Origin of the sequence: Streptomyces graminofaciens (assembly GCF_030294945.1) — a bacterium.
Taxonomy (GTDB): Bacteria; Actinomycetota; Actinomycetes; order Streptomycetales; family Streptomycetaceae; genus Streptomyces; species Streptomyces graminofaciens.
Genome location: NZ_AP018448.1, coordinates 7265871 through 7285087, shown reverse-complemented (window position 1 = coordinate 7285087; position 19217 = coordinate 7265871). Strand labels below are relative to the sequence as shown.

22 protein-coding genes and 1 tRNA gene are annotated in these 19217 nt (G+C 68.9%); 12 read left to right on the top strand and 11 right to left on the bottom strand.

Translation table 11 applies throughout. The features are described from left to right. Positions 1-2 precede the first annotated feature (2 nt). Together SGFS_RS31660 and SGFS_RS31655 are read right to left on the bottom strand one after the other, a co-directional pair. Positions 3-185 (bottom strand): DUF397 domain-containing protein, encoded by a 183-nt coding sequence (locus SGFS_RS31660; protein ID WP_286255331.1) that lies wholly within the window; start codon positions 183-185, stop codon positions 3-5. A gap of 11 nt (positions 186-196) precedes the next feature. Next, positions 197-1003 carry a helix-turn-helix domain-containing protein gene (locus SGFS_RS31655; protein WP_350284028.1) on the bottom strand — a complete coding sequence of 269 codons (807 nt, stop codon included), beginning with the start codon at positions 1001-1003 and terminating at the stop codon, positions 197-199. A gap of 239 nt (positions 1004-1242) precedes the next feature. Here SGFS_RS31655 and SGFS_RS31650 point away from each other — a divergent pair, with 239 nt between their 5' ends. Together SGFS_RS31650 and SGFS_RS31645 are read left to right on the top strand one after the other, a co-directional pair. Beyond that, positions 1243-1647 carry an ATP-binding protein gene (locus tag SGFS_RS31650; RefSeq protein ID WP_286255328.1) on the top strand — a complete coding sequence of 135 codons (405 nt, stop codon included), beginning with the start codon at positions 1243-1245 and terminating at the stop codon, positions 1645-1647. Positions 1648-1757: 110 nt separating this feature from the next. Beyond that, a complete protein-coding gene (locus SGFS_RS31645; protein ID WP_286255326.1) occupies positions 1758-2177 on the top strand; it encodes a hypothetical protein in 420 nt (139 codons plus the stop codon). Here SGFS_RS31645 and SGFS_RS31640 read toward each other — a convergent pair. Continuing rightward, positions 2161-3099, bottom strand: coding sequence for a hypothetical protein (locus SGFS_RS31640; protein ID WP_286255324.1), 939 nt, complete (start codon positions 3097-3099; stop codon positions 2161-2163). The two genes, SGFS_RS31645 and SGFS_RS31640, sit on opposite strands and share 17 nt — an antisense overlap. Positions 3100-3402: 303 nt before the next feature. Here SGFS_RS31640 and SGFS_RS31635 point away from each other — a divergent pair, with 303 nt between their 5' ends. The 4 genes from SGFS_RS31635 (at position 3403) to SGFS_RS31620 (ending at position 6949) form a co-directional block, all read left to right on the top strand. Further along, a complete protein-coding gene (locus tag SGFS_RS31635; RefSeq protein WP_286255323.1) occupies positions 3403-3798 on the top strand; it encodes a nuclear transport factor 2 family protein in 396 nt (131 codons plus the stop codon). A 170-nt stretch (positions 3799-3968) separates the two neighbouring features. Beyond that, on the top strand, positions 3969-5456 hold the full coding sequence (locus SGFS_RS31630) for an FG-GAP repeat protein (protein ID WP_286255321.1): 1488 nt from the start codon (positions 3969-3971) through the stop codon (positions 5454-5456). Positions 5457-5591: 135 nt separating this feature from the next. Continuing rightward, a complete protein-coding gene (locus tag SGFS_RS31625; RefSeq protein WP_286255319.1) occupies positions 5592-6620 on the top strand; it encodes a Yip1 family protein in 1029 nt (342 codons plus the stop codon). A gap of 143 nt (positions 6621-6763) precedes the next feature. Then, positions 6764-6949: a hypothetical protein gene (locus SGFS_RS31620; RefSeq protein ID WP_286255317.1), complete on the top strand. Its 186-nt coding sequence runs from the start codon at positions 6764-6766 to the stop codon at positions 6947-6949. A gap of 115 nt (positions 6950-7064) precedes the next feature. Here SGFS_RS31620 and SGFS_RS31615 read toward each other — a convergent pair whose 3' ends face one another. The 3 genes from SGFS_RS31615 to SGFS_RS31605 form a co-directional block, all read right to left on the bottom strand. Further along, a complete protein-coding gene (locus tag SGFS_RS31615; RefSeq protein WP_286255315.1) occupies positions 7065-7574 on the bottom strand; it encodes a phosphoribosyltransferase in 510 nt (169 codons plus the stop codon). A gap of 4 nt (positions 7575-7578) precedes the next feature. Next, positions 7579-8154 carry a dCTP deaminase gene (gene dcd / locus SGFS_RS31610; protein ID WP_286255313.1) on the bottom strand — a complete coding sequence of 192 codons (576 nt, stop codon included), beginning with the start codon at positions 8152-8154 and terminating at the stop codon, positions 7579-7581. Positions 8155-8292: 138 nt separating this feature from the next. Further along, positions 8293-8415, bottom strand: coding sequence for a hypothetical protein (locus SGFS_RS31605; protein ID WP_258540036.1), 123 nt, complete (start codon positions 8413-8415; stop codon positions 8293-8295). Between the two features lie 317 nt (positions 8416-8732). Between SGFS_RS31605 and SGFS_RS31600 the strand changes: the two genes are divergently transcribed. Together SGFS_RS31600 and SGFS_RS31595 are read left to right on the top strand one after the other, a co-directional pair. Further along, a tRNA-Gly gene (locus SGFS_RS31600) sits at positions 8733-8806 on the top strand. 490 nt (positions 8807-9296) lie between these two features. Further along, positions 9297-9815 (top strand): hypothetical protein, encoded by a 519-nt coding sequence (locus SGFS_RS31595; RefSeq protein WP_286255312.1) that lies wholly within the window; start codon positions 9297-9299, stop codon positions 9813-9815. Between the two features lie 58 nt (positions 9816-9873). On the opposite strand, the gene SGFS_RS31590 is transcribed toward SGFS_RS31595, so the two are convergent. From SGFS_RS31590 to SGFS_RS31570, 5 genes are all read right to left on the bottom strand, one after another. Beyond that, a complete protein-coding gene (locus tag SGFS_RS31590; protein WP_286255311.1) occupies positions 9874-10353 on the bottom strand; it encodes an ASCH domain-containing protein in 480 nt (159 codons plus the stop codon). Continuing rightward, positions 10350-12407: a GNAT family N-acetyltransferase gene (locus SGFS_RS31585; RefSeq protein WP_286255310.1), complete on the bottom strand. Its 2058-nt coding sequence runs from the start codon at positions 12405-12407 to the stop codon at positions 10350-10352. The genes SGFS_RS31590 and SGFS_RS31585 overlap by 4 nt, the downstream gene beginning before the upstream one ends. 199 nt (positions 12408-12606) lie before the next feature. Further along, on the bottom strand, positions 12607-13758 hold the full coding sequence (locus SGFS_RS31580; protein WP_286255309.1) for a tyrosine-type recombinase/integrase: 1152 nt from the start codon (positions 13756-13758) through the stop codon (positions 12607-12609). Continuing rightward, entirely contained in the window at positions 13758-13970 is a 213-nt protein-coding gene (locus SGFS_RS31575) for a helix-turn-helix domain-containing protein (RefSeq protein WP_286255308.1), read from the bottom strand. The genes SGFS_RS31580 and SGFS_RS31575 overlap by 1 nt, the downstream gene beginning before the upstream one ends. A gap of 141 nt (positions 13971-14111) precedes the next feature. Continuing rightward, a complete protein-coding gene (locus SGFS_RS31570) occupies positions 14112-14369 on the bottom strand; it encodes a helix-turn-helix domain-containing protein (protein WP_143640031.1) in 258 nt (85 codons plus the stop codon). 475 nt (positions 14370-14844) lie between these two features. Here SGFS_RS31570 and SGFS_RS31565 point away from each other — a divergent pair, with 475 nt between their 5' ends. The 4 genes from SGFS_RS31565 to SGFS_RS31550 all read left to right on the top strand — a co-directional run bounded on the left by SGFS_RS31565 (position 14845) and on the right by SGFS_RS31550 (position 19184). Further along, entirely contained in the window at positions 14845-15723 is an 879-nt protein-coding gene (locus SGFS_RS31565) for a helix-turn-helix domain-containing protein (protein WP_286255301.1), read from the top strand. Continuing rightward, positions 15710-16399 carry a zinc finger domain-containing protein gene (locus SGFS_RS31560; RefSeq protein ID WP_286255300.1) on the top strand — a complete coding sequence of 230 codons (690 nt, stop codon included), beginning with the start codon at positions 15710-15712 and terminating at the stop codon, positions 16397-16399. Before SGFS_RS31565 ends, SGFS_RS31560 begins: the two co-directional genes overlap by 14 nt. Positions 16400-17149: 750 nt before the next feature. Beyond that, entirely contained in the window at positions 17150-17521 is a 372-nt protein-coding gene (locus tag SGFS_RS31555) for a plasmid mobilization protein (protein ID WP_286255299.1), read from the top strand. 4 nt (positions 17522-17525) lie between these two features. Next, positions 17526-19184, top strand: a complete 1659-nt coding sequence (locus SGFS_RS31550) for a relaxase family protein (RefSeq protein WP_286255298.1) — start codon at positions 17526-17528, stop codon at positions 19182-19184. The last annotated feature ends 33 nt before the right edge of the window (positions 19185-19217 follow it).

Sequence of the window (19217 nt, the reverse complement as noted above, 5' to 3'; positions counted from 1 at the left end):
GGTCAGCGGCTCAGATGGCGTATGAGGGCGGCGAGGCCGGTGGGGGTGGGGGCTATGACCGTGGCCGGGTCATCGCTTTCGCGGAGGAGCGCACGGCCTGCTTCCGGGGCGGCGACTTCGAGGCAGTTGGCCGCCTCACCGCCGCTGGAGAACGAGGACTTCTGCCACGTTATGCCGTCCGCCATTCTCTGCCCTCTCACCATTCGCGTACGAGTCCGTGAATCAGCTCCCGGGACTCTACGACCCCCAACGCGGCCGACTCCACCTTGCGGAGAACCTCCCGATAGCGCGCGAGTTGCGCCTCCGCGTCCAGGAAAGCACTGCCGTGCTGGCTGTCCACCATGACGGTGTCCAACTCCCGAACGGGTCCGCCCGCGTACACCACCGGATCGGCGACGCCGGCGAAGCCGTCCACGTCGAACGGCACGACACGCACGGCGACTTCGCGTTCCAGAAGCCACGACAACTGATCCCGCGCCACCTTGCGGTCCGCCACCCGGATCCGCAGCGCGGCTTCGTGGATCAACGCCAGGTACCGCATCCCCCCGAGAGCCTGCCGACGGCGCAGCCTGAACTCCACCCGCGTCTCGATCTCCTCCTCGGACAGCTTCGGCACCGAAGCCCCGAAGATCGCGCGCACCTGCCCCTCGGTCTGGAGCAGCCCCGGGATGTGCACGCACTCGAAGTTGGTCAAGTGCGCGGCATGGTGCTCCAGCTCGGCCAGATCGAGGTATCCCGACGGCACCCGCCCCCGGTACTCCTCCCACCAGCCCCGCCCGCGCTCGGTCGCCATGGCCACCAGAGCGTCGACGAGCGCGGGATCGTCGCACGCGTATTGACTGGCCAGGTGCCGCAGCCGTTCCGCGCTCACCCCGACCCGGCCGGCCTCAGTCATGGAGATCTTGCTCTCCGCGATGCCCGCCGCCTTGGCCGCTTCCCTGGCGGTCAGCCCGGCCCTCTCCCGGAGCTTGCGCAGTTCCGCACCCAGGCGTTGCTGGCGCACGGTGACGATGCTCCTCGCTGGCATAAGGCCCTTCTCTCCCGGCAGTTGGGGACACCAGTATCCCAGTTCAGCTTGACCGGGGTGATACATCACCCCTACCTTCAGTGACGCGACGCACACGCTGCGACACCCCGGGGCCCCGGAAGCGCACCGCACCGCCCTGCCAAGGCGGGCGCGACAGAGCCACCGCCCGGCACCACCACAGCGCCCCCACCCCTGCGCACCACCGGGAGACCGACATGCGGAACCGGCCCGACTGGGAGTACACCCTCCACATCCCCCACGACCCCCGAGCCGTAGGCATCTGCCGCCGAGCCCTCCGCGACATCCTCACCACCCACGGCCTCCCCGCCCTCCTCGACCCGGCGGAGCTACTGGCCTCCGAACTCCTCGGCAACGCCATCCGCCACACAGCCGGCCCGGCGTCCCTGAAGATCAGACAGTCCGGCCCCTCCTTCCGCCTCGGCGCCTGGGACTCCGACCCGACACCCCCGACGATCAACCCCCACCCCGACCCGACCGAATCCGGCCGAGGCCTGCACCTGATCGACGCGTACGCGGACGACTGGGGGTGGTTCGCGGTCAACGGCTCGTACGGGAAGTACGTCTGGTGCGAACTGGGTACGACGTCGAAGCCCGACTGACTCCTGCGGCAACTGCGCGCCAGTACCTGGACTCGGTGGCCGACGGAGAGCCCTAGAACCACCGTGCGTCGAGCGGACCGAACAACCTCCCGACGATAAGTTCAGGCACCATGGCGGAACCCCTCTACTACATCGACCGCTCCGACATCCGCGACGGCAAGCTCGCCCAGGTCAAGAGCGGTATGCACGACCTGGCCACGTTCATCGAGGCCCGCGAGCCCCAGCTCATCGCCTACCGCTTCTACATCGACGAGTCCGAGTCCACGATGACCACGGTGGCCGTCCACCCCGACTCCGCCTCCCTGGAACTCCACCTGGAACTCGGCGGCCCGAAGTTCCGCGCGTTCGGCGCGCTCGTCCGCATGAGATCCATCGACGTGTACGGCCGCCCGACCCAGGCAGCCGTGGCCCGGCTCCGCCAGAAGGCCGAGATGCTCGGCGGAGGCACGGTCACCCTCCACACCCTCCAGGCGGGCTTCCACCGACCGCTTCCGCCCACCCGCCGCAACCCCCTCAGTGGAACCGCGTAGTCACGATCCGCGCCTTGTAGATCTGGGCCAACGACTTCCTCCGGTCCCCGCCCGTCGAGAAGCGCACGACCTCGCCGCCATAGACGCTGTCGCTCGCCGTCACGTCACGCGTCCACATCCACTGGCCCGACGGATGGATGACGAACGACTTGACCAGCGCGAACTCGCCCCCGACCCGCAGATCCGTCTTCCGGCGCGTACGGCGGTCCACCGCGTACACCCCGTTCGAGTCCGTGATCACCAACCGGCCCGCGTCCGAGTAGTCCGGCTGGACGTCATGGCCGTAGTGCTTGCCCGCCCGTACCGCGCCGTCGTCGTCGCGGCGCAGGTCGATGTCGGCGCCCACCTTCCGCAGCCGGGCGGCCCGGCCACGGCCCCGCACCTCGTACGTCCGCAGCACCGGGCCGCCGATCACCCGCAGCACGTTCGCCTGGTCGTCCCACAACACCCCGTGCGGCTCGACCAGCTTCCCCAGGGCCGCGCCGTTGATGATCTGCACAGGGGTCGCGCCCCACCCGGAGCCGCTCGGCCCGTACACCCGGATCTCCCCGACCTTCTGACCACGACCGTGCGAGCACGCCACGACGACCACGTTCCTGCCGGGGATGTGCTCGATGCTGTGCGGGTAGGTCGGGATGCTCGCCTGCCAGCACAGATGCCGGTACCCGAGGCGGCTGCCGTTCCCCATCACCTTCACCGCGCCCGCCCGCCCGTTCCCGGGCTGCCCGGCCGTCATGAAGGCGTACGTCGCCGAGCCGACCTTCCGGAAACGGATCTCGAAGGGGTTGTTCCAGGGCGTACGGCTGTTGCCCGGGTCGAAGACCCAGTCGGCGGTGGTGTTGTTCCAGGCCGTCTCGGTGCGGCCGTAGACCAGGAAGCGGTTGGAGTTCTGCTCGCAGAGGGCGACCCGGTAGTCAGCCATGTCAGTCACATCTGCCAGGTCAGCCACGTCAGCAGCATCAATCACGTCAGTCGCATCAATCACGTCTGTCACATCAGTCATGTCTGTCACATCAGTCATCGTCGTACTCGGCTCCCCCGTTGTACTCCGCACTCCGCACTCCGCACTCCGCACCTTCCAGGCCGCCAGGGCCGCCCGTCCGCCGCGCAGCCATACGCGCGTTGGCCACGCCCCCGACAACGGCGGATAATCTCCCCTATCAGCCCAATACACCCAAACCTTGGGCCCCCGGGACCCCGAAACCACGGAAAGCCGGCGATCGTCATGGCTGAACATCCCCACGCCGCTCTCGTCCGCAAGGGCTACGAGCTCTTCACCCGCGGCGACATGGACAACCTGCGCACCCTCTTCGCGGGCGACTGCACACACCACGTACCCGGCGACCATCTGCTGTCCGGCGACTACAAGGGCCAGGACGCGATGATCGACCTGTACCAGCGGCTCTTCTCGGAGACGAACGGCACGTTCAGCGTCGAGCTGCAGAACGTGTGCGTCGACGGCCGCGGCCACGCCGTGTCCGTGCACCGCTACACGGCCGAGCGAGGCGGCAAGCAGATCGAGCAGAACGGCTGCCTGATCTTCCGGATCGTCGGGGACAAGGTCACCGACATCGACGAGTGCCAGGAGGACCTGGAGAAGGAGAGCGAGTTCTGGGCGTAACGCCCACGGAGCAACCGACGAACCACCGACGAACCACCGAGGAACCACCGAGGAACCACCGAGGAACCACCGACGGGACCGCACAACCCCGCACGCCCTCCAGGTGTCACACAGGTGAACGAACAGAGCCGCAGTTTCGGCTCCCGCTCGGCCACCCACCTGGAGCCCTCGTGCACAGACGGACCATACGGACGTACGCCCTCGCCGCCACCGTGGTCGCGGCCACCACTGCCGGGCTGGCCCTCGCGCCCACCGCGACCGCCGCCGGTCCCCAACCCACCCCCGTCACCAGCGACTTCAACGCGGACGGGTACGCGGACCTGGCCGTCGGCGTCCCCGACGCCGCCGTCGGCGGCAAGGCGAAGGCCGGTTACGTGCACGTCCTGTGGGGCGGCCCCAAGGGCATCGGCGCCCACGGCGGCATCCGGGTCAGCCAGGCCACCCCCGAGATCCCCGGCACCCCGGAGGCGGGCGACCGTTTCGGCGCCGCCGTGGCCCTCGCCGACACGAACGGCGACGGTGTGGCGGAGCTGCTCGTCGGCGCCCCCGGCGAGGACGTGAACGGCCACACGGACGCGGGCGTGGTCGTCGCGGTGGGCGGCTCGAAGAGCGCCACGAAGGGCCGGCCCGGCCCGGGCTCGAACGTCCTCACCGGCCCGTCCGCCTCCGCCGCGTACGGCCTGTCGGTCGCCGCGGCGGACCTGACCGGCGACGGCGGCCGGGACATCGTGATCGGCGGCCGGGATAAGGTCGTCCTCATCGCAGTCGTCGACGGCGGAGAGGACGTCGTCGTCACCACGGTCGTCGACACCCCCATGGGCGGCCGCGCCCCGCTCCTCGCCACCGGCGACTTCACCGCCGACGGCACGGACGACCTGGCGATCGCGTACCACACGGTGAACGCCCCCTACACCCAGTCGCACGTGCGGCTGTGGGCCTGGGACCCGGCCGACCGGACCATGGCCAACACCTGGAACTCGGACAACGGCGCCGCCTCCGCCCTCGCCACCGGCGACTTCGACGGCGACGGCCTGGACGACCTGGCCCTCGGCGAGTGCCGCGAGATCGCCGACGAGAACATCGACGACCCGTGCGGCCCGGAGGAGTACGCGAAGGGCGGCGGCATCCACGTCCTGTACGGCGCCAAGAGCTCCTTCGGCTCTCGCTCCCAGACCCTCAACCAGGACACGGTCGGCGTGTACGGCCGCGCCGAGGACGGCGACCGCTTCGGCGCCTCGCTGGCCGTACTGGACTGGAACCGCGACGGCCGCGACGACCTGATCGCGGGCGCCCCCGGCGAGGCCATCGGCACCCGCAAGGCCGCGGGCGCCGCCACCCTGCTGCTGAGCAGCAAGACCGGGCTCGTCGACCCCTTCGGCGAGGCCACGAGCGTCGCGTACAACCAGGACACCCCGCGCGTCCCCGGCGTCGCGGAGACCGGCGACGCCTTCGGCACGGCCGTGGCGACGGGCGACTACGACGGCGACGGCATCCCCGACGCGACGGTCGGCGCCCCCGGCGAGAACGCGAAGTCGGGCGGGGTCTGGCTCTTCCCGAAGCTCTCCTCGGCCACGTCCTACGCCCTCACCCCCGCGAAGCTCGGCCTCCCGTCCCCGTCAACGGCCTTGTCGTACGGCAAAACCCTGGCGAGCCACTGACGAGCCGCTGACGATCGACTGGCGATCGACTGGCGATCGACTGACGGTCATCCGGCGAACCTCTGACGAACCACCGACAACCCCCTATTTACCACCTACTTACCCCCTGCTTACTCCCTGACGGTCCCTTAGGGGATGTCACAGCTCGGCCGCAAAGCCGGGCCGGTTGGCCCCGGTCCGGCACGCGGTCGCGCCGGACCAGGTACGTTCGATGACGTGGCTGGATTCAGGATCGGACGCGGCCGGGACAACGGCGCTCCTCAAGCGCGACCGCAAAACCCCCCGCACGGACAGCAGGCCCCGCAGCGCGGCGGCCCGTCGTACGGCTACGCCCAGACGCCCCCGCAACCGCCGTACGGCGGCCAGGGCGGCGGTCGTCCGGGCTGGCCGCAGACGCAGGGTGGCGGCACCCGGCCGGGCTACGGCACGCACGGGGGTCATGGGAACCACGGCGAGCCGGAGTACTTCGGCGACGACGGCGGACACCCCCACGGCGGCGGCCCCGGCGCCGACCCGTACGCGGCGAACAACCCCGGCCACACCCAGATGTTCTCGGTCGGCGAAGACCCGTACACCCAGAGCGACGCCTACCGCGCCGGCCAGGCCCCTGCCCCGCCGGCGGGTCCTCGCCTCCCCTGGAAGGAACTGCTGAAGGGCATCGTCACCAGCCCGAGCCGGACCTTCCTCGTCATGCGGGACTACGCGATGTGGGCCCCCGCCCTCATCGTGACCTTCCTCTACGGCCTGCTCGCGGTGTTCGGCTTCGACACGGCCCGCGAGGACGCCATAAAGGCCACGCTCTCGAACGCGGTGCCGATCGTTCTGATCACCGCCGTGGCGATGGTGGTCAGCACCTTCGTCCTGGGCGTGGTAACCCACACCCTGGCCCGCCAGCTCGGCGGCGACGGCGCGTGGCAGCCCACGGTCGGCCTCTCCATGCTGATCATGTCCCTCACGGACGCGCCCCGCCTGGTGGTGGCGATGTTCGCGGGCGGCGACGCCTCGTTCGTCCAGATCCTCGGCTGGGCCACATGGGTCGCGGCGGGCGCCCTGCTCACCCTGATGGTCTCCAAGTCCCACGACCTGCCGTGGCCGAAGGCTCTCGGCGCCTCGGCGATCCAGCTGATCGCGATCCTGTCGATCATCAAGCTGGGCACGTTCTAGGGGCGGATGCGAGCGGTAACGAGTGAGGGGCTCCCGGCGTTCTGCCGGGAGCCCCTCACTCGTTACCGCTGTCGTTACCGCTGTCACTCGACGTAGTACGGTTTCCGCTCCCACGACCAACCCAACTCACTGGGGAGTTCCGCATGGCCAGCTACGAACAACACGCCCAAGCCGCGAGCGATCTATTGGCATCGATGAAGCTCGGAAAGCTGGCCTCGTATGAAGACCGTGCCCGGGCCGCACAGGTCGAAGCCCTACTGGCACTCGCCGCAGCCATCGCCGGCCGTCAGACGGGATCGTCATTGCAGCCGCCGCAGTCGGAGCGGTAGCCGGGCCGTCCGGAGCGGACCGAGGGAGGTCGGCCACCATCGTGGACAGCACGAGGGCCCCCGGACGATCTGTCGAGGGGCCCTCGTGCATCACGAACTGCGAAGCACGCGCAGGTCAGAGCGCTTCCATGTTCGGCTTTGCCGCTTCTCCCGACTTATGTACCGGAGGCAGGACACTCCACGGAAAATTGATCCACTCATCGGTCCGCTTCCACACGTAGTCGCACTTCACGAGGGACTGGGACTTCTCATAGATCACGGCGGACCGCACCTCGGCCACGGCGCCGACGCAGAAGTCATGAACGAGCTTGAGCGTCTTACCCGTATCGGCCACGTCGTCCGTGATGAGGACTTTCTTGTCGGAGAAGTCGATGGCATTGGGGACGGGAGCGAGCATGACGGGCATTTCGAGAGTCGTCCCCACCCCCGTATAGAACTCGACATTCACCAGATGGATGTTCTTGCAGTCGAGGGCGTAGGCGAGCCCACCGGCCACAAAAACGCCACCCCGGGCGATGGAGAGCACGATGTCGGGCTCGTACCCGTCGTCGGCGATGGTCTGCGCGAGCTCACGCACGGCGGCGCCGAACGCCTCGTAGGTCAGGTTCTCGCGGATCCCGCTCATGCCTTCACACCTGCGTCCTGTGGAAGTTCAGGAAGGAACGGGAGGCGGTGGGCCCGCGCTGCCCCTGGTAACGGGACCCGTACCGCTCACTGCCGTAAGGGAATTCGGCCGGCGAACTGAGCTTGAACAGGCAGAGCTGCCCGATCTTCATTCCGGGCCAGAGCTTGATGGGCAGAGTGGCGAGATTGGACAGTTCGAGAGTCACATGCCCGGAGAAACCCGGATCGATGAACCCCGCCGTGGAGTGCGTGACGAGCCCGAGCCGCCCGAGCGAACTCTTCCCTTCGAGCCGGGAAGCAAGATCATCGGGAAGGGAGATGACCTCGTAGGTGGAGGCGAGCACGAACTCACCGGGGTGAAGGATGAACGGCTCGTCCCCCTCAGGCTCGACGAGCCGAGTGAGATCCGACTGTTCGATGGAGGGGTCGATATGGGGATAGCGGTGGTTCTCGAACACCCGGAAAAAGCGGTCGAGACGCACGTCGACACTCGACGGCTGCACCATGGATTCGTCGTACGGGTCGATCCGCACCCGACCGGCGTCGATCTCGGCCCGGATGTCCTTGTCTGAGAGAAGCACGCCCCGAGGATACGCAAGACGCGCGGACCCCCTCCAACCAGGAGGAGCCCCGCGCGCCCGTCGACTACGACAACACACCGGCTGCCGCGACTGCTACCACTACCACCGGCCCTGCTACCGCTACGACAACTGCTGCCGCTACCGCTTCTCCAACGCCACCGGGACGACGCTGCGCAGCCGGGCGCAACGAGGGCAGCGGATGAGCCGGCCGGGGCCGAGGCGCTCGGCCTGCTGCATCGGGAACGAAGCGGTGCTGAACACGTGCCCATCGGCACAACGGACGACGGTGCGCTCCATCAAGTCCAAGAGTCCCTTCCCCAAGAGCCGCGTCTGGCTGATGACCTGACGACGAAAGCCACATTACGGGATGAAAGGGACGGCCCTCCAGGCGGCACTCCGATCCCGACGGAGGCCCACCCGGACCCTCTTCCACGCCCCCACCGTACGCCCCAACTCCCGCCACCCGCAGCCCCATCCCCACCCCCCAACGCACCCGGACCCCGCGCCTTCAGCACGCGGGGCCCGACATGAGGTAAAGTGACGACGCGTTCCGACACCGGCACCGACCGGCGTCTTACGCGGGTGTAGTTTAATGGTAGAACATCAGCTTCCCAAGCTGAGAGCGCGAGTTCGATTCTCGTCACCCGCTCCACGATGAAACCCCAGGTCAGCGGCCTGGGGTTTGTTTGTTGTCTAGTCCAATTTGGGGGTTCCGTGCCCTCTGTGTGCCCTAAGTCGGGGCCGAACAGCCGCACCCAGGACCCCCGGACATCACCTTGCGCCACCCAATCCTCGTTCGTCTCAAATGGCGAGACGCATTTCGTGTGACCCGCACCACAGGTCGAGCAAATGGCAACCAAGTCGCTTACGCAAAGGGCCGGTTGCGCGGCGCCGGTGTGGCCGGGTAGTTCACAATGCCCGGCATGCCCACCAGGTACGACCGTTCCCGCAGGCGCCGAGCGGCAGCGCGCTGTGGTCGCCCCACGAAGAAGGGGTCGCCATGCAAGCTCCCGCCGGAGATCGGGAAGGGCTGCCGACACCATGCCACTGGAGCAGAGCGCGAAGCCGCCGCACAGGAGGCGAGGGCTCGGGCCGAGAGAGCAAGACAGCGGGCGGAACGGGAGCGACGGGCCATCCTTACTGTGGTCGCCCTCGTCACCGTGGCCGTGTTCACCGGCCTCGGTGTCGGCATCTGGAACGGATGGAAGGACGATGAGCACGAGTCCATGTGCCAGCCACACCGGACCCAGGCACTGGCCCTGAGCGACAAGGCCCGCGCCGTCCGGATTCCCCTGGTGTTCGCCGGCGACCCGAACATCAGCATCCTGCAGCTCGGGACCGAGTTCCCCGACGACCTGGGAAGCCTCGACGCCACCTCCGCGACCGAGCTGGACATATCCAGCGCGTACTCCGAGAAGCGGGACTTGGCCGGGCAGGCAGCACGCGTTGTTCTCGATCACCGAGAATGCTTCGGGGCCGATTTCGCCGCCGCTGCCTCCCGGATAGAACGGGCGCCCACCGAAGTCAGACGGGTCGAGATGCCGTCGCCTGCTCACTGCGCCGATGGATGGCCGTCCACTTCAATCGGTCGGCGAGGTGCGTGCTCACACCACGGCGGCGTTGTTCCGGCTCAGCCTTGGGCGACGCTGCTCTTCGGCTGATCACGTACGGCAAGTCCCGCACCAGAATCTCCGAGCGCGCAGGACTCCGACCGCGACCTTACGCAGGCACCAGGTCTCCCAGCACCTCACGAAGAGCGGTGCCTACGACCGGTCCTGCAACCGCCACCTGACGAAGGTCATCGCCCTTCATGTAGCGGTAACTCTGGGGAGGGTGGAACGTCCCCGCGGCCCGCAATGCCCCGAGTGTCACCGGTTCGTCAAAGGAAACCGGATCCTCCAGCGTCAGACCACTCGCCTGGGTCGCACCATTCATGTAGGCGTCGTACTCCCGCCTGGTGATCCCCGTCTGGCTGCGGTGAGCCAACCAGACCTCCTTGGGAGAGGCGACATGTACCGCGGCAATGCGCGCCATGCCCACCAGGGCCATGGTGGGCGCGGTCGCGTAGAGCAGAACTGGGGTTCCGGGAGGCGCGGCGACGCGTTGGCGGCGGACCTCCACCGTCTTACTGCCGACCAGGATCGCGGTGGCGAAGCGCGGGTGGACGGACAGCAGCATCGCGCGTTCCGGATCGTTCACGTCGTTCGGTGCCCCTCTTTGTAGACCGCCTGGAACAGCTCGTTACTGATCTTCGACAGCGAGATCAGCGACAACGGTAGTCCCAGCTCCTTGGTGAGGGAGGTCAATCGCCGCAGCGTCACCGGCTTGGGGAAGATCTCGGCATCCGAGAACCTCAGCGCCATGGCTCGGCCCGAGGCGTCAGCGGCTGCTTTAACCTCACCCCGACCATATACGCCCAGGTGTTCGAATTTCGAGAAGAGGGTGTCAGGTGTGTCGATGAGCACCTCGTCGAGACGTGAACTGCCCACCACCATCTGGCCGTCCATACCTGCAGTGCCCTTGCTGACGTACCAAAGCAGACGGGCGGGAACGCTCTCGCCTCGGTGCCCGGAAGACCGGTAGTAGACGTGCTCCCGACTGATCCCCAGTACGTCGCTGCGAGGCAGCAGCATGGCCGGGACGTTGAACAGTTCAGTGGACCAGCGCGGTTCAATCGGCACCAGGAAGGACGGCAGCTCCGAGTCGATGACCTTCGCCGGCCACCAAGCGCGCTCCACCACAGAGGCCACCTCGGCTGGCATCCCAGCGTGAAGTGAGGCCGCTTCCACGGTCAGTTCGCGGGCGAGTCCGCCGGCCACCGCCTCCACCTCGGCTGCCGTACCGCACACGTTCACCAGGAGGGCCACGAACTTGCCGTCATGCTCGAAGAAGCCGTCGTCCCCAGCGGCAGCCTTGGCTACAGCGGAGAGGTGCGGGTCGCTGATGCGCATGATCTCCGCCCCGCAGTCGCGCCCATGGCGCTTCAGCAGGAAGAGAAGCTGCCTGGCCAGGGTCTCTTCCAGCGGATGGCCTGCGGTGCGCAGTACGGGGACGATCAGAGTCCGACCGTCCAACGCCCATGCGTAGAGGGCGACCGGATGGCCCTGCCCGTCCCTCAGCAGCTCTCGACGCCACACGACTGTGTCATCGGTCAGCGACCGAAGACGCTCGGCGAAAGCCGAGCCGTCGTCGCCGCCCGACTGGTTGAAGAAGGCGACCAGCTCGTCCTCCCCACCTGGTGCCACCTCGCTCGACCGGAACTCCGTGCCCATCAGATCGGCGGGGCGATACACCTGGGCTTGCCGCAATTCGTCCACGTGGAGCGTCACGGTGGAGGGCGCCACGACGCGGACACGGGCGACTTCCCAAGCCACGTCGGCAAGGCGGGACAGGAGCGGGTTCCGGGTGGCCAGGACTTGAAGGCCGGCGCACGATGTCTCGGCCACGTAGTGCAGGCAGCGTCGGAGTGTCGCGTCGACGGGGAGGTCTGCAAGCGACTCCGCGGCTGCCTTCAGCAATTCAGCCGTTCGTTCGGCCACAGCCTCGGAGGCAGGGGTGAGCTGGCGTAGGCCGTAGAGCGCTGCCCTCTGGTGCTGACGCTCGGCGGTATCGCCGACGTCCCGGATCTGGTGGACCAGTTGGGGCGTGTAGGCGAGTTCGACGAGGTCCGTCATCCAGCCCGCCTCCAGCGCGCGGGACTCCTCCGCGTCGTCCGTTTCCGCGAGTCCGCGCAGATCGGCGAAGACACCGTGGTCGACGGTCACCACCAGCAGCGCGTCGCTCTCCACCTCCGTGAACAGGTCAGGGTGCCCGAGGTCCAGCCACCATCCGTCGAGGATCTCTCCATCCCGGCCGCGTCCGCGCACCTCGCCGTTCGGGACGAACCCCAGGCTCGTCCACATGTCGCTGAGTTCGTAGTCCCGTCGGCATTTGGCCTTGATGCCGAGCCGTTGTGGATATCGCTGCTTGATGGCCTCCACCAGCAGTCGTGCGATACCCCGGCCGCGCTGTTCCTCCGCAACGCATAGGTGGGCGAGACGTATATGGGCACTCCTCTTGGGGAGCCCGAACAGCGCGTAGCCGATCACTTCGTCCGCTTCGACGGCGACCAGGAGCCCTCCGTTCTCCGCCGCCTGTCGATACGCGGGAGGCGTCAGCAGCCCCAGCGTCTTTGTGTAGCGATCACCCAGCGTCACGGCCTTGTCGATCAACTCGACCTGCGCAGGCGACGCGGGCAGAACCTTGATCGCCATCGTTCCCCCTCCAGAAGGGTCGGCCAAGGCCGACCTCAACTCCCCTGTCAGTACATACAGGGAAAGCTGATCTCAACCGAGGCCAACCCTCAAGGGGGCACGAGGGGCGCACGGTGCTGCAGAGGCTGTCACGGAGCGGCTACTGCCGTACGGACCCCGGCCAGGACCTGTCCAACTGGGATCCGTACGGTCACGGTTGTCACGCTTCCTCGGCGTGCTGCCCCTCAGCGTCAGGGCTTCGCAACTGCTGCCGTACCTCGGCGTCGATGCCTTGTGCCAGCCTCCGCTGGTGCTTCGCCGTCGAGTGCTGGTAGATCAGCTGAGCCCGCTCCGAGGACTGGCCGGCGCGGACCATGAGGTCCTTCAGCTTGGCGCCTGTGTCGGCGGCGAGGGTGTTGCCGGTGTGGCGGAGATCGTAGAAGCGGAAGTTGTCCGGCATGCCGACCTTGGTCCTCGCCTTGCGCCATTTGCGGCCGAAGGTCGAGCGGCGGAAAGGGGCGCCCTTCTCCCCGATGAAGAGGAGGCCGTCCGGTCCCTTCTCGGCGAACCACTGCAGGTGGCGGCGCAGCTCCGGGAGCAGGAAGTCCGGCAGGTAGACGGTGCGCTTACCCGCCCGGGTCTTGGGGTCGCCGGTGACTCGCCTGCCGTTCGTCAGCTCCGGCGAAGCCTGTGTGACGCGCAGGGAGCATTCGTCGAGATCGACACTGTGACGGCGTAGTTCAGCCAGCTCCTCCGGGCGGAGGGAAGCGAAGGCGCCCAGCAGGACCATCAGGCGCCAGCGCGGTCCCATGGCGTCGGCGAGGTCGAAGACCTGCTCGATGGCGGCGGTGGGACGTTCGTCGGCCTCCTCCTTGCCGGCGCCCTTGATGCGGCATGGGTTGTTGCGGAGGAGATCGTCGTCGACTGCGGTCTGAAGGATGGACTTCAGCAAGCGGTACGACTTGGCGACCGTGGTGGCGCCGGTCGCCTTCAGGCGGTCGGCGCGCCACGTGCGGACGGAGGGCGGGGTGATCTCGTCCAGGTTCTTGCCGCCGAAGGTCGGCAGGATGTGGAGGCGGAGCAGTCCGTCGTAGCGGTCGACGGTGGTGGGAGCCAGGCCGCGTTCCTCCAGCCAACGGAGTGTGTACTTCTCGAAGTTGACTGCTCCGGCGTCCGGGTCGCGCCATGTGCTGCGCTCAATGTCAGCGCGGACGAGGTTGAGCCAGTCCTGGGCGTCAGACTTGGTCTCGAACGTCTCCGGTGCTTTGTGCCGTTGGCCGTCCGGTCCGAGGTAGCGGGCCTGCCATCGGCCGGAGGCGAGCTTGCGTGCCGTGCCGAACTCGCGCCGCCGCTGCGGCTTGCGTGCCGCCATCAGGCCGCCTTCCCGTAGCGGGCACGGATGCGGCGGACCGGCTCGACGGTGCGCGCCTCGACGTACTCGGTGATCGCGCTCTCGGGGATGCGTACCGGGCGGCCGAGCTTCACGTAGCGGATGCGGCGCTCGGCGATCAGGCGGCGGACGAAGCGGTCGCCCGTGCCGAGCATTTCGCCGGCCTCGGCCACGGTCAGGAGGCGGTCAGCCATTCGCGGTCACCTCCTGAGCGGTGTGGGCGGTGCGTTGGGAGCGGGGAAGGGCAGGGGGTATTGCGGGTCGGCGCAAGGGCGGTGGGTCCTTTACTCGGGGTGGTGCGGTGTGGCAGGCCGTTCGGCGGGCGTCGCCTGGAACTACGCGGCGCGGATCCCATGGAGGAGGGCCAGGGGCGAGACCCGGAGAGCCTGGGCGAGGGCGACGAGGTCGTCGATGTCACAGCGGCGCTGGGCGCGTTCGATGCGGGACAGCATCGTGTTGGTCATCGGACGGCCGAGGGCGGTGACGCGGGCGGCGAGCTCGCGCTGGGCGAGGCCGCGTTCGGTGCGGAGAATTTCGATGGTGCGGGCGGTCCGTATTCCGGCCGGTCCGATTTCCAGGGATCGTGCTGCCATGGCTCCATTTGTAGCTTCCATTCGCCGGTTTGGTTAACCGGCGATCGTCGGCTATGTTGCGCCCGGCGAACGGGCGGGGCTTACCTCTGGGCTGGGTTCCGAGTATCCGGTTGGCGGCGTCTTCTCCAGCCCGATGGCATGCTCTGACGTGGGGTGTTGTGTTGTAGCTTGCACTCTCAGCAGGAGTCAACGGGTTCTCGAAGTGATACTTCTGGCTTCACCTGACGGTGCATTATTTCGGCAACCGGCGATCCGGGTTTATGGTTTTGTTCCTGCCTCGCAGCACACGTTCGCCGTCAGCTGTCTGATTTCCCGGCGGAATGCTGGACTTGTGTGGCAGGGGTGTGGCTGTCTTGGCTATACGACGCCACCAGCCCTCCCGCTTCGGACCGGGGCTGTATGCAACCCCCTCCCTGTGCACCGCCCGACGAGGGTCGATCGCACCTCTCCGTCCTGACCTAGGAGCCGCCGCCCGATGAGCTACGACGCCCGCGAATGGGTGTGGGACCACAGCCGCAGCAAGGGCACCGCCCGCATGGTCCTCGCCCTGATCGCCGACCGGTGCCGTGACCGGCACTGCGTCGCGTACGCGTCCGTGCCCACCCTCATGAAGCGCGCCAACGCGTCCCGCACCGCCGTACGCGACGCCCTGGCGAAGTTGATCGCCAGCGGCGAGCTGGTGCAGCTCCCCGACCGCAAGGGGCCACGGGGAGAGACGTACTACGTCCTTCCGGTCGCCGCCCGGTTCCTCGCCGATCAGGCCGAGGAGGGGGACCGGAATGCGGCCCCGCGGGGGGATCGGATTCCGACCCTCGGGGGGCCTGAATCCGGCCCTGCCGAGCATGTCGAGGGGGGAGCGGATTCCGACCCCGGGGAACGAAATCCGACCCCCAGGGAGTACGGAATCCGACCCGGTGGGGGTGCGGATTCCGGCCCCCAGAACAGAAGAGAACCGAAGGTGAACGGTAAGAGCAGCAGCTCTACCCCGCTCATCTCCGCGCTCGAATGGCAGATCGACGACGACGCCCGTGCCTGGCTCCAGCGCGGCGGCCACCTCGACCGACTCGGCGAGCACGCCCTGCACGCAGCCGACGAGAAGTGGCGCGCCTACCGGGCTCCATGGGCGCCCCGCACCGCCGCCGCGTGGGCCACCGACTGGCGCGCGTGGATCGCCCGGGAACACACCCCCGCCCCTGGACGCCCCACTCTCTACGCCCTACCCGGCGGCACCCACGGGACCCACACCACGGCCACGGCCACGGGCATGACGCGCTCCGAAGCGCACATGGCCGCCCTGCTCGCCGCCCTCGACGAACCGACCGGAACGGAGTATCCCGCCCTTGGACCGACGTGAAGTCGCCGCTGTCCTCGCCTACGTCGGGCGCCTCGACCCCCGCACCATCCGCGCCGGCACGGGCGAGGCCCGTGACCAGATCGCCCAGTGGCTGGAGCTGCTCGACGACGTGCCCTTCGCCACCGCTCACGGCTGGGACGTCCGCGAGGCGATACGGTCGCACGTCCTCGACTCGCCGTACCCGATCCTGCCCGTGGACGTCGTCCGCAGATGGCGTGCCCACCGACGCGACCGCCTCGATCGGCACACCGACCCCACTCCAGCCGCCGACCCGGACGACCCGGTCGCCTGGCGTGCCGAGCTGCTCCGGTCCCGGAACGCTGTCGCCACCGGGGTGACCGCCCCTTCGACGTACCGGCACATCGCCAGCGGTGGCCGGCCTCGCGACGTGGAGGAGCGCCTGCGCGAGGTCGGGTCGTGCATCCCGCCGGCCGTACGCGCCGAGCTCGCCCGCTACCGTCCGGCCCGCGCCGCACGCGAGACCGCCATCGCCGCGGGCGTCCCGGACGCGCTCGGCGTGCGGTGCGACTGGTGCCACGCGGCCGTGGGCTCCCCGTGCCGTCAACGCAGGGCGAGCCCTGACGGAACCGCCCGGGGCAATGCCGTACGTGCCACTCCCCATCCGTCGCGCGTCGACCTCGCCGCTGCCCGGATGGACCGACACCGAGCAGCGTGACGCCGTCCCGTTTCGCTCCTCGCGGCAGTTGCGTGGGCTGGGAACGGCCCGGTCCCCAACCGGTCGTACACGGTCCCGACGAGCGCTTGGGGGACCGCGTCCCGGGGACCGTGTGACGGCTGTCGGGGACCGGTCCCGCAGAACATGCAGCTCAGAGGGCCTTTATGTCGGTCCCCTGAAGCGTCCCCGGTAACCGGGACCGTCCCCCACGGCAGCCTCTTCGGTCCCCGCGGGGACCGGGACCGTGCAGCGGAACGGGACGGTCCCCGTGACGACGTGTCAGGGGGACCGTCCCCGATGAGCGGCGCATCCCGTCCCCCGTTGTATGGGGACCGTGTGCCGCAGCGCTTGGGGACCGGTCCCCGTTGCACTCCTCGCCAGCCACACAGCCCTGCCCCTGACGGCGTCTACCGCAGCTCCCACAACCGTCGCACTGCTTCGGCCACTGGCCTCATCTGCCAGCGCTCGACGCTTCGGCGGCTCAGCTCCCCTACCGACCACACCCTCGGAGAACCACACGTGCACGACCGACACCACGAAGTCACCAACCGGCAGGAGACCCCCACCGCCCCGGACAACCGCGCAGCAAGTTGTCGGGTAAGGAGTCCTTACCCGGCCCCCGCCCCGGGGGAGACGGAGGCATCCGGCGCAGGGGCGCCGGAGTCTGCCGGCCCGGGGGGACCGACCGAGACAGGGGGCGAGACCACGTCGTCGTCGCACCCCGTGCAGCCGTCCGCTCCGCGTCGCCGAATGCGTCAGCAGCGTCTGCGTGAGCGCCGCGTCCATCCCCGCTACAGCGACAGCGAGTTCGCCGAACTCGCACGCGCCGCCGACATCAGCCGTATGCCGATCGGCGGTTACGTCGCCGAGGCATCCCTGGCCGCCGCCCGCACCGAGGACCCATCGGCCGCGGTCGCCGACTACCGCGCCATGGTCAAGGCGCTACTGGCCACCAACAGACAGCTCGGCGGAGTCGGCAACAACCTCAACCAGCTCACCTGGCACCTCCACAAGGACGGCGCCTGGCCCCAGCCCGACACCGTCCTCCGCCTCCTGGCGCGCATCGAAGCAGCCATCGCCGCCGTCGACACCGCAGTCGCCCAGGTCGTAGAGGGGCGGTGAGCCGGTGATACCGAAGATCATCCTCGGCCAGGGCGACACCCGCCGCCTGATCGCCTACCTCTTCGGCAAGGGCACCGCCAACGAACACGTCGCCCCGCACCTGGTGGCGTCCTGGAACGGCTTCGCCCCCGACCCCGGACGCAGTCCTCACCGCGACCCCAAGGAGGTGGAGAAGCAGCTCCACACCCAGCTCGACCAGCCGGTGGCCATGCTCGGCCGCCGGGCACCCAAGACAACCGTCTGGCACTGCCCGGTCCGCGCCGCCCCCGAGGACCCCATCCTGACCGACGACCAGTGGGCCGAGATCGCCCGCCGGATCGTGGCAGCAGCCGGCATCGCACCCACCGGGGACACGGAAGCCTGCCGCTGGGTGGCCGTACGCCACGCCGACGACCACATCCACATCGCCGCCACCCTCGTCCGCCAGGACGGCCGCCGCCCCCGCCGAGACCACGACATACGCGCCGTTCAGAAAGAAGCCCGCCAGATCGAAATCGACTACGGACTCCGCCGACTGAAGCCCGGCGACGGCACCGCTGCCAAACGCCCCACCAGCAAGGAGCACTTCAAGGCCAGGCGCCTGGGCCAGGACGCCACCTTCCGCGAGATCCTGCGACTACGCGTCCGCCGCGCGATGGCAGCCGCCTCCACCGAGGCCGAGTTCTTCGCCCTACTTGAGGCAACGGGTGTGACCGTGCGGCTGAAGCTCGGTCCGTCCGGCGACGCGCTCGGCTGCAACTTCGCCCTGCCCGGCGACACCAACGACAAAGGAGAGCCCGTGTTCTACGCCGGCTCCACCCTCGCCGGCGACCTCTCCCTGCCCAAGATCCGCCAACGCCTCGCCACCACCAGCCCCGAACCCGTGGCCATCCGGCCGGGCAACCCGTGGCACCAGGCCACCGCCGCCACCGAACGCATCCCCCACCATCTGGCCCACAGCGACGACGCAGTGGCCCAGGGCCAGTTGGCCGCACTCGGCGGAGCACTCGACCTGCTCCCACTAACCGCCCCGCCCGCAGCGCGTGCAGAACTCGAACACGCCGCCGTAGCCTTCGAGCGCGCCACCCGCTCCCGCATCGCCGCCGACCACGTCAGCTCCCGCGTCCTGCGCCGCAGCGTCCAGGTGATCTGGAAGGATCCCGCACGGCATGGGGACGGTGCCGGGCTGGCGATGCTGCTGGACGTCGCGCTCACCGCGGTCGCCTACGCGATGCACTGGCACCGCATCCGCCAGCACGCCCAACAGCAGGCGGCAGCCGAGCAGACCCTCATCCACCTGCAGGCCGCGTACGCGCAGATCGCCGGACCAGTCCTGGCCGGCCTCGCCAGCAGGGCACCCAGCCCTCAGATCCAGCGCCGCTACGCCCACCAGCTCCAGCAGGCGGTCCCCGAACACGCCGACCGCATCCTGGCCGACTCCGCCTGGGACGCCCTGGCCACCGTGCTCGCCCAGGCGGAAGCAGCCGGACACAACGCGACCGCGATCCTCGACCGGGCCCTCAGCCAGCGCACGCTGGACGACGCCCACAGCCCCGCCCGCGCACTGACCTGGCGCATCCGCCGCCTCGGCGAACGCCACGCACCCGGCCCACGAGCCCAGGCGGCCAACGCCGACCACCCCACTGCTCCGCGCTCGCAGGAACCCCAGACCCGGCGGCGCTGAACACCCCTACGCCCGGCCGCCACCATCACCGCC

Excerpts from the sequence above, each read along its gene's own strand:
- SGFS_RS31660 (WP_286255331.1), bottom strand. The coding sequence starts at position 185 with ATGGCGGACGGCATAACGTGGCAGAAGTCCTCGTTCTCCAGCGGCGGT.
- SGFS_RS31650 (WP_286255328.1), top strand. The coding sequence starts at position 1,243 with ATGCGGAACCGGCCCGACTGGGAGTACACCCTCCACATCCCCCACGAC.
- SGFS_RS31645 (WP_286255326.1), top strand. The coding sequence starts at position 1,758 with ATGGCGGAACCCCTCTACTACATCGACCGCTCCGACATCCGCGACGGC.
- SGFS_RS31640 (WP_286255324.1), bottom strand. The coding sequence starts at position 3,099 with ATGGCTGACTACCGGGTCGCCCTCTGCGAGCAGAACTCCAACCGCTTC.
- SGFS_RS31635 (WP_286255323.1), top strand. The coding sequence starts at position 3,403 with ATGGCTGAACATCCCCACGCCGCTCTCGTCCGCAAGGGCTACGAGCTC.
- SGFS_RS31625 (WP_286255319.1), top strand. The coding sequence starts at position 5,592 with ATGTCACAGCTCGGCCGCAAAGCCGGGCCGGTTGGCCCCGGTCCGGCA.
- SGFS_RS31620 (WP_286255317.1), top strand. The coding sequence starts at position 6,764 with ATGGCCAGCTACGAACAACACGCCCAAGCCGCGAGCGATCTATTGGCA.
- SGFS_RS31615 (WP_286255315.1), bottom strand. The coding sequence starts at position 7,574 with ATGAGCGGGATCCGCGAGAACCTGACCTACGAGGCGTTCGGCGCCGCC.
- SGFS_RS31585 (WP_286255310.1), bottom strand. The coding sequence starts at position 12,407 with ATGGCGATCAAGGTTCTGCCCGCGTCGCCTGCGCAGGTCGAGTTGATC.
- SGFS_RS31580 (WP_286255309.1), bottom strand. The coding sequence starts at position 13,758 with ATGGCGGCACGCAAGCCGCAGCGGCGGCGCGAGTTCGGCACGGCACGC.
- SGFS_RS31575 (WP_286255308.1), bottom strand. The coding sequence starts at position 13,970 with ATGGCTGACCGCCTCCTGACCGTGGCCGAGGCCGGCGAAATGCTCGGC.
- SGFS_RS31570 (WP_143640031.1), bottom strand. The coding sequence starts at position 14,369 with ATGGCAGCACGATCCCTGGAAATCGGACCGGCCGGAATACGGACCGCC.
- SGFS_RS31565 (WP_286255301.1), top strand. The coding sequence starts at position 14,845 with ATGAGCTACGACGCCCGCGAATGGGTGTGGGACCACAGCCGCAGCAAG.
- SGFS_RS31555 (WP_286255299.1), top strand. The coding sequence starts at position 17,150 with ATGCGTCAGCAGCGTCTGCGTGAGCGCCGCGTCCATCCCCGCTACAGC.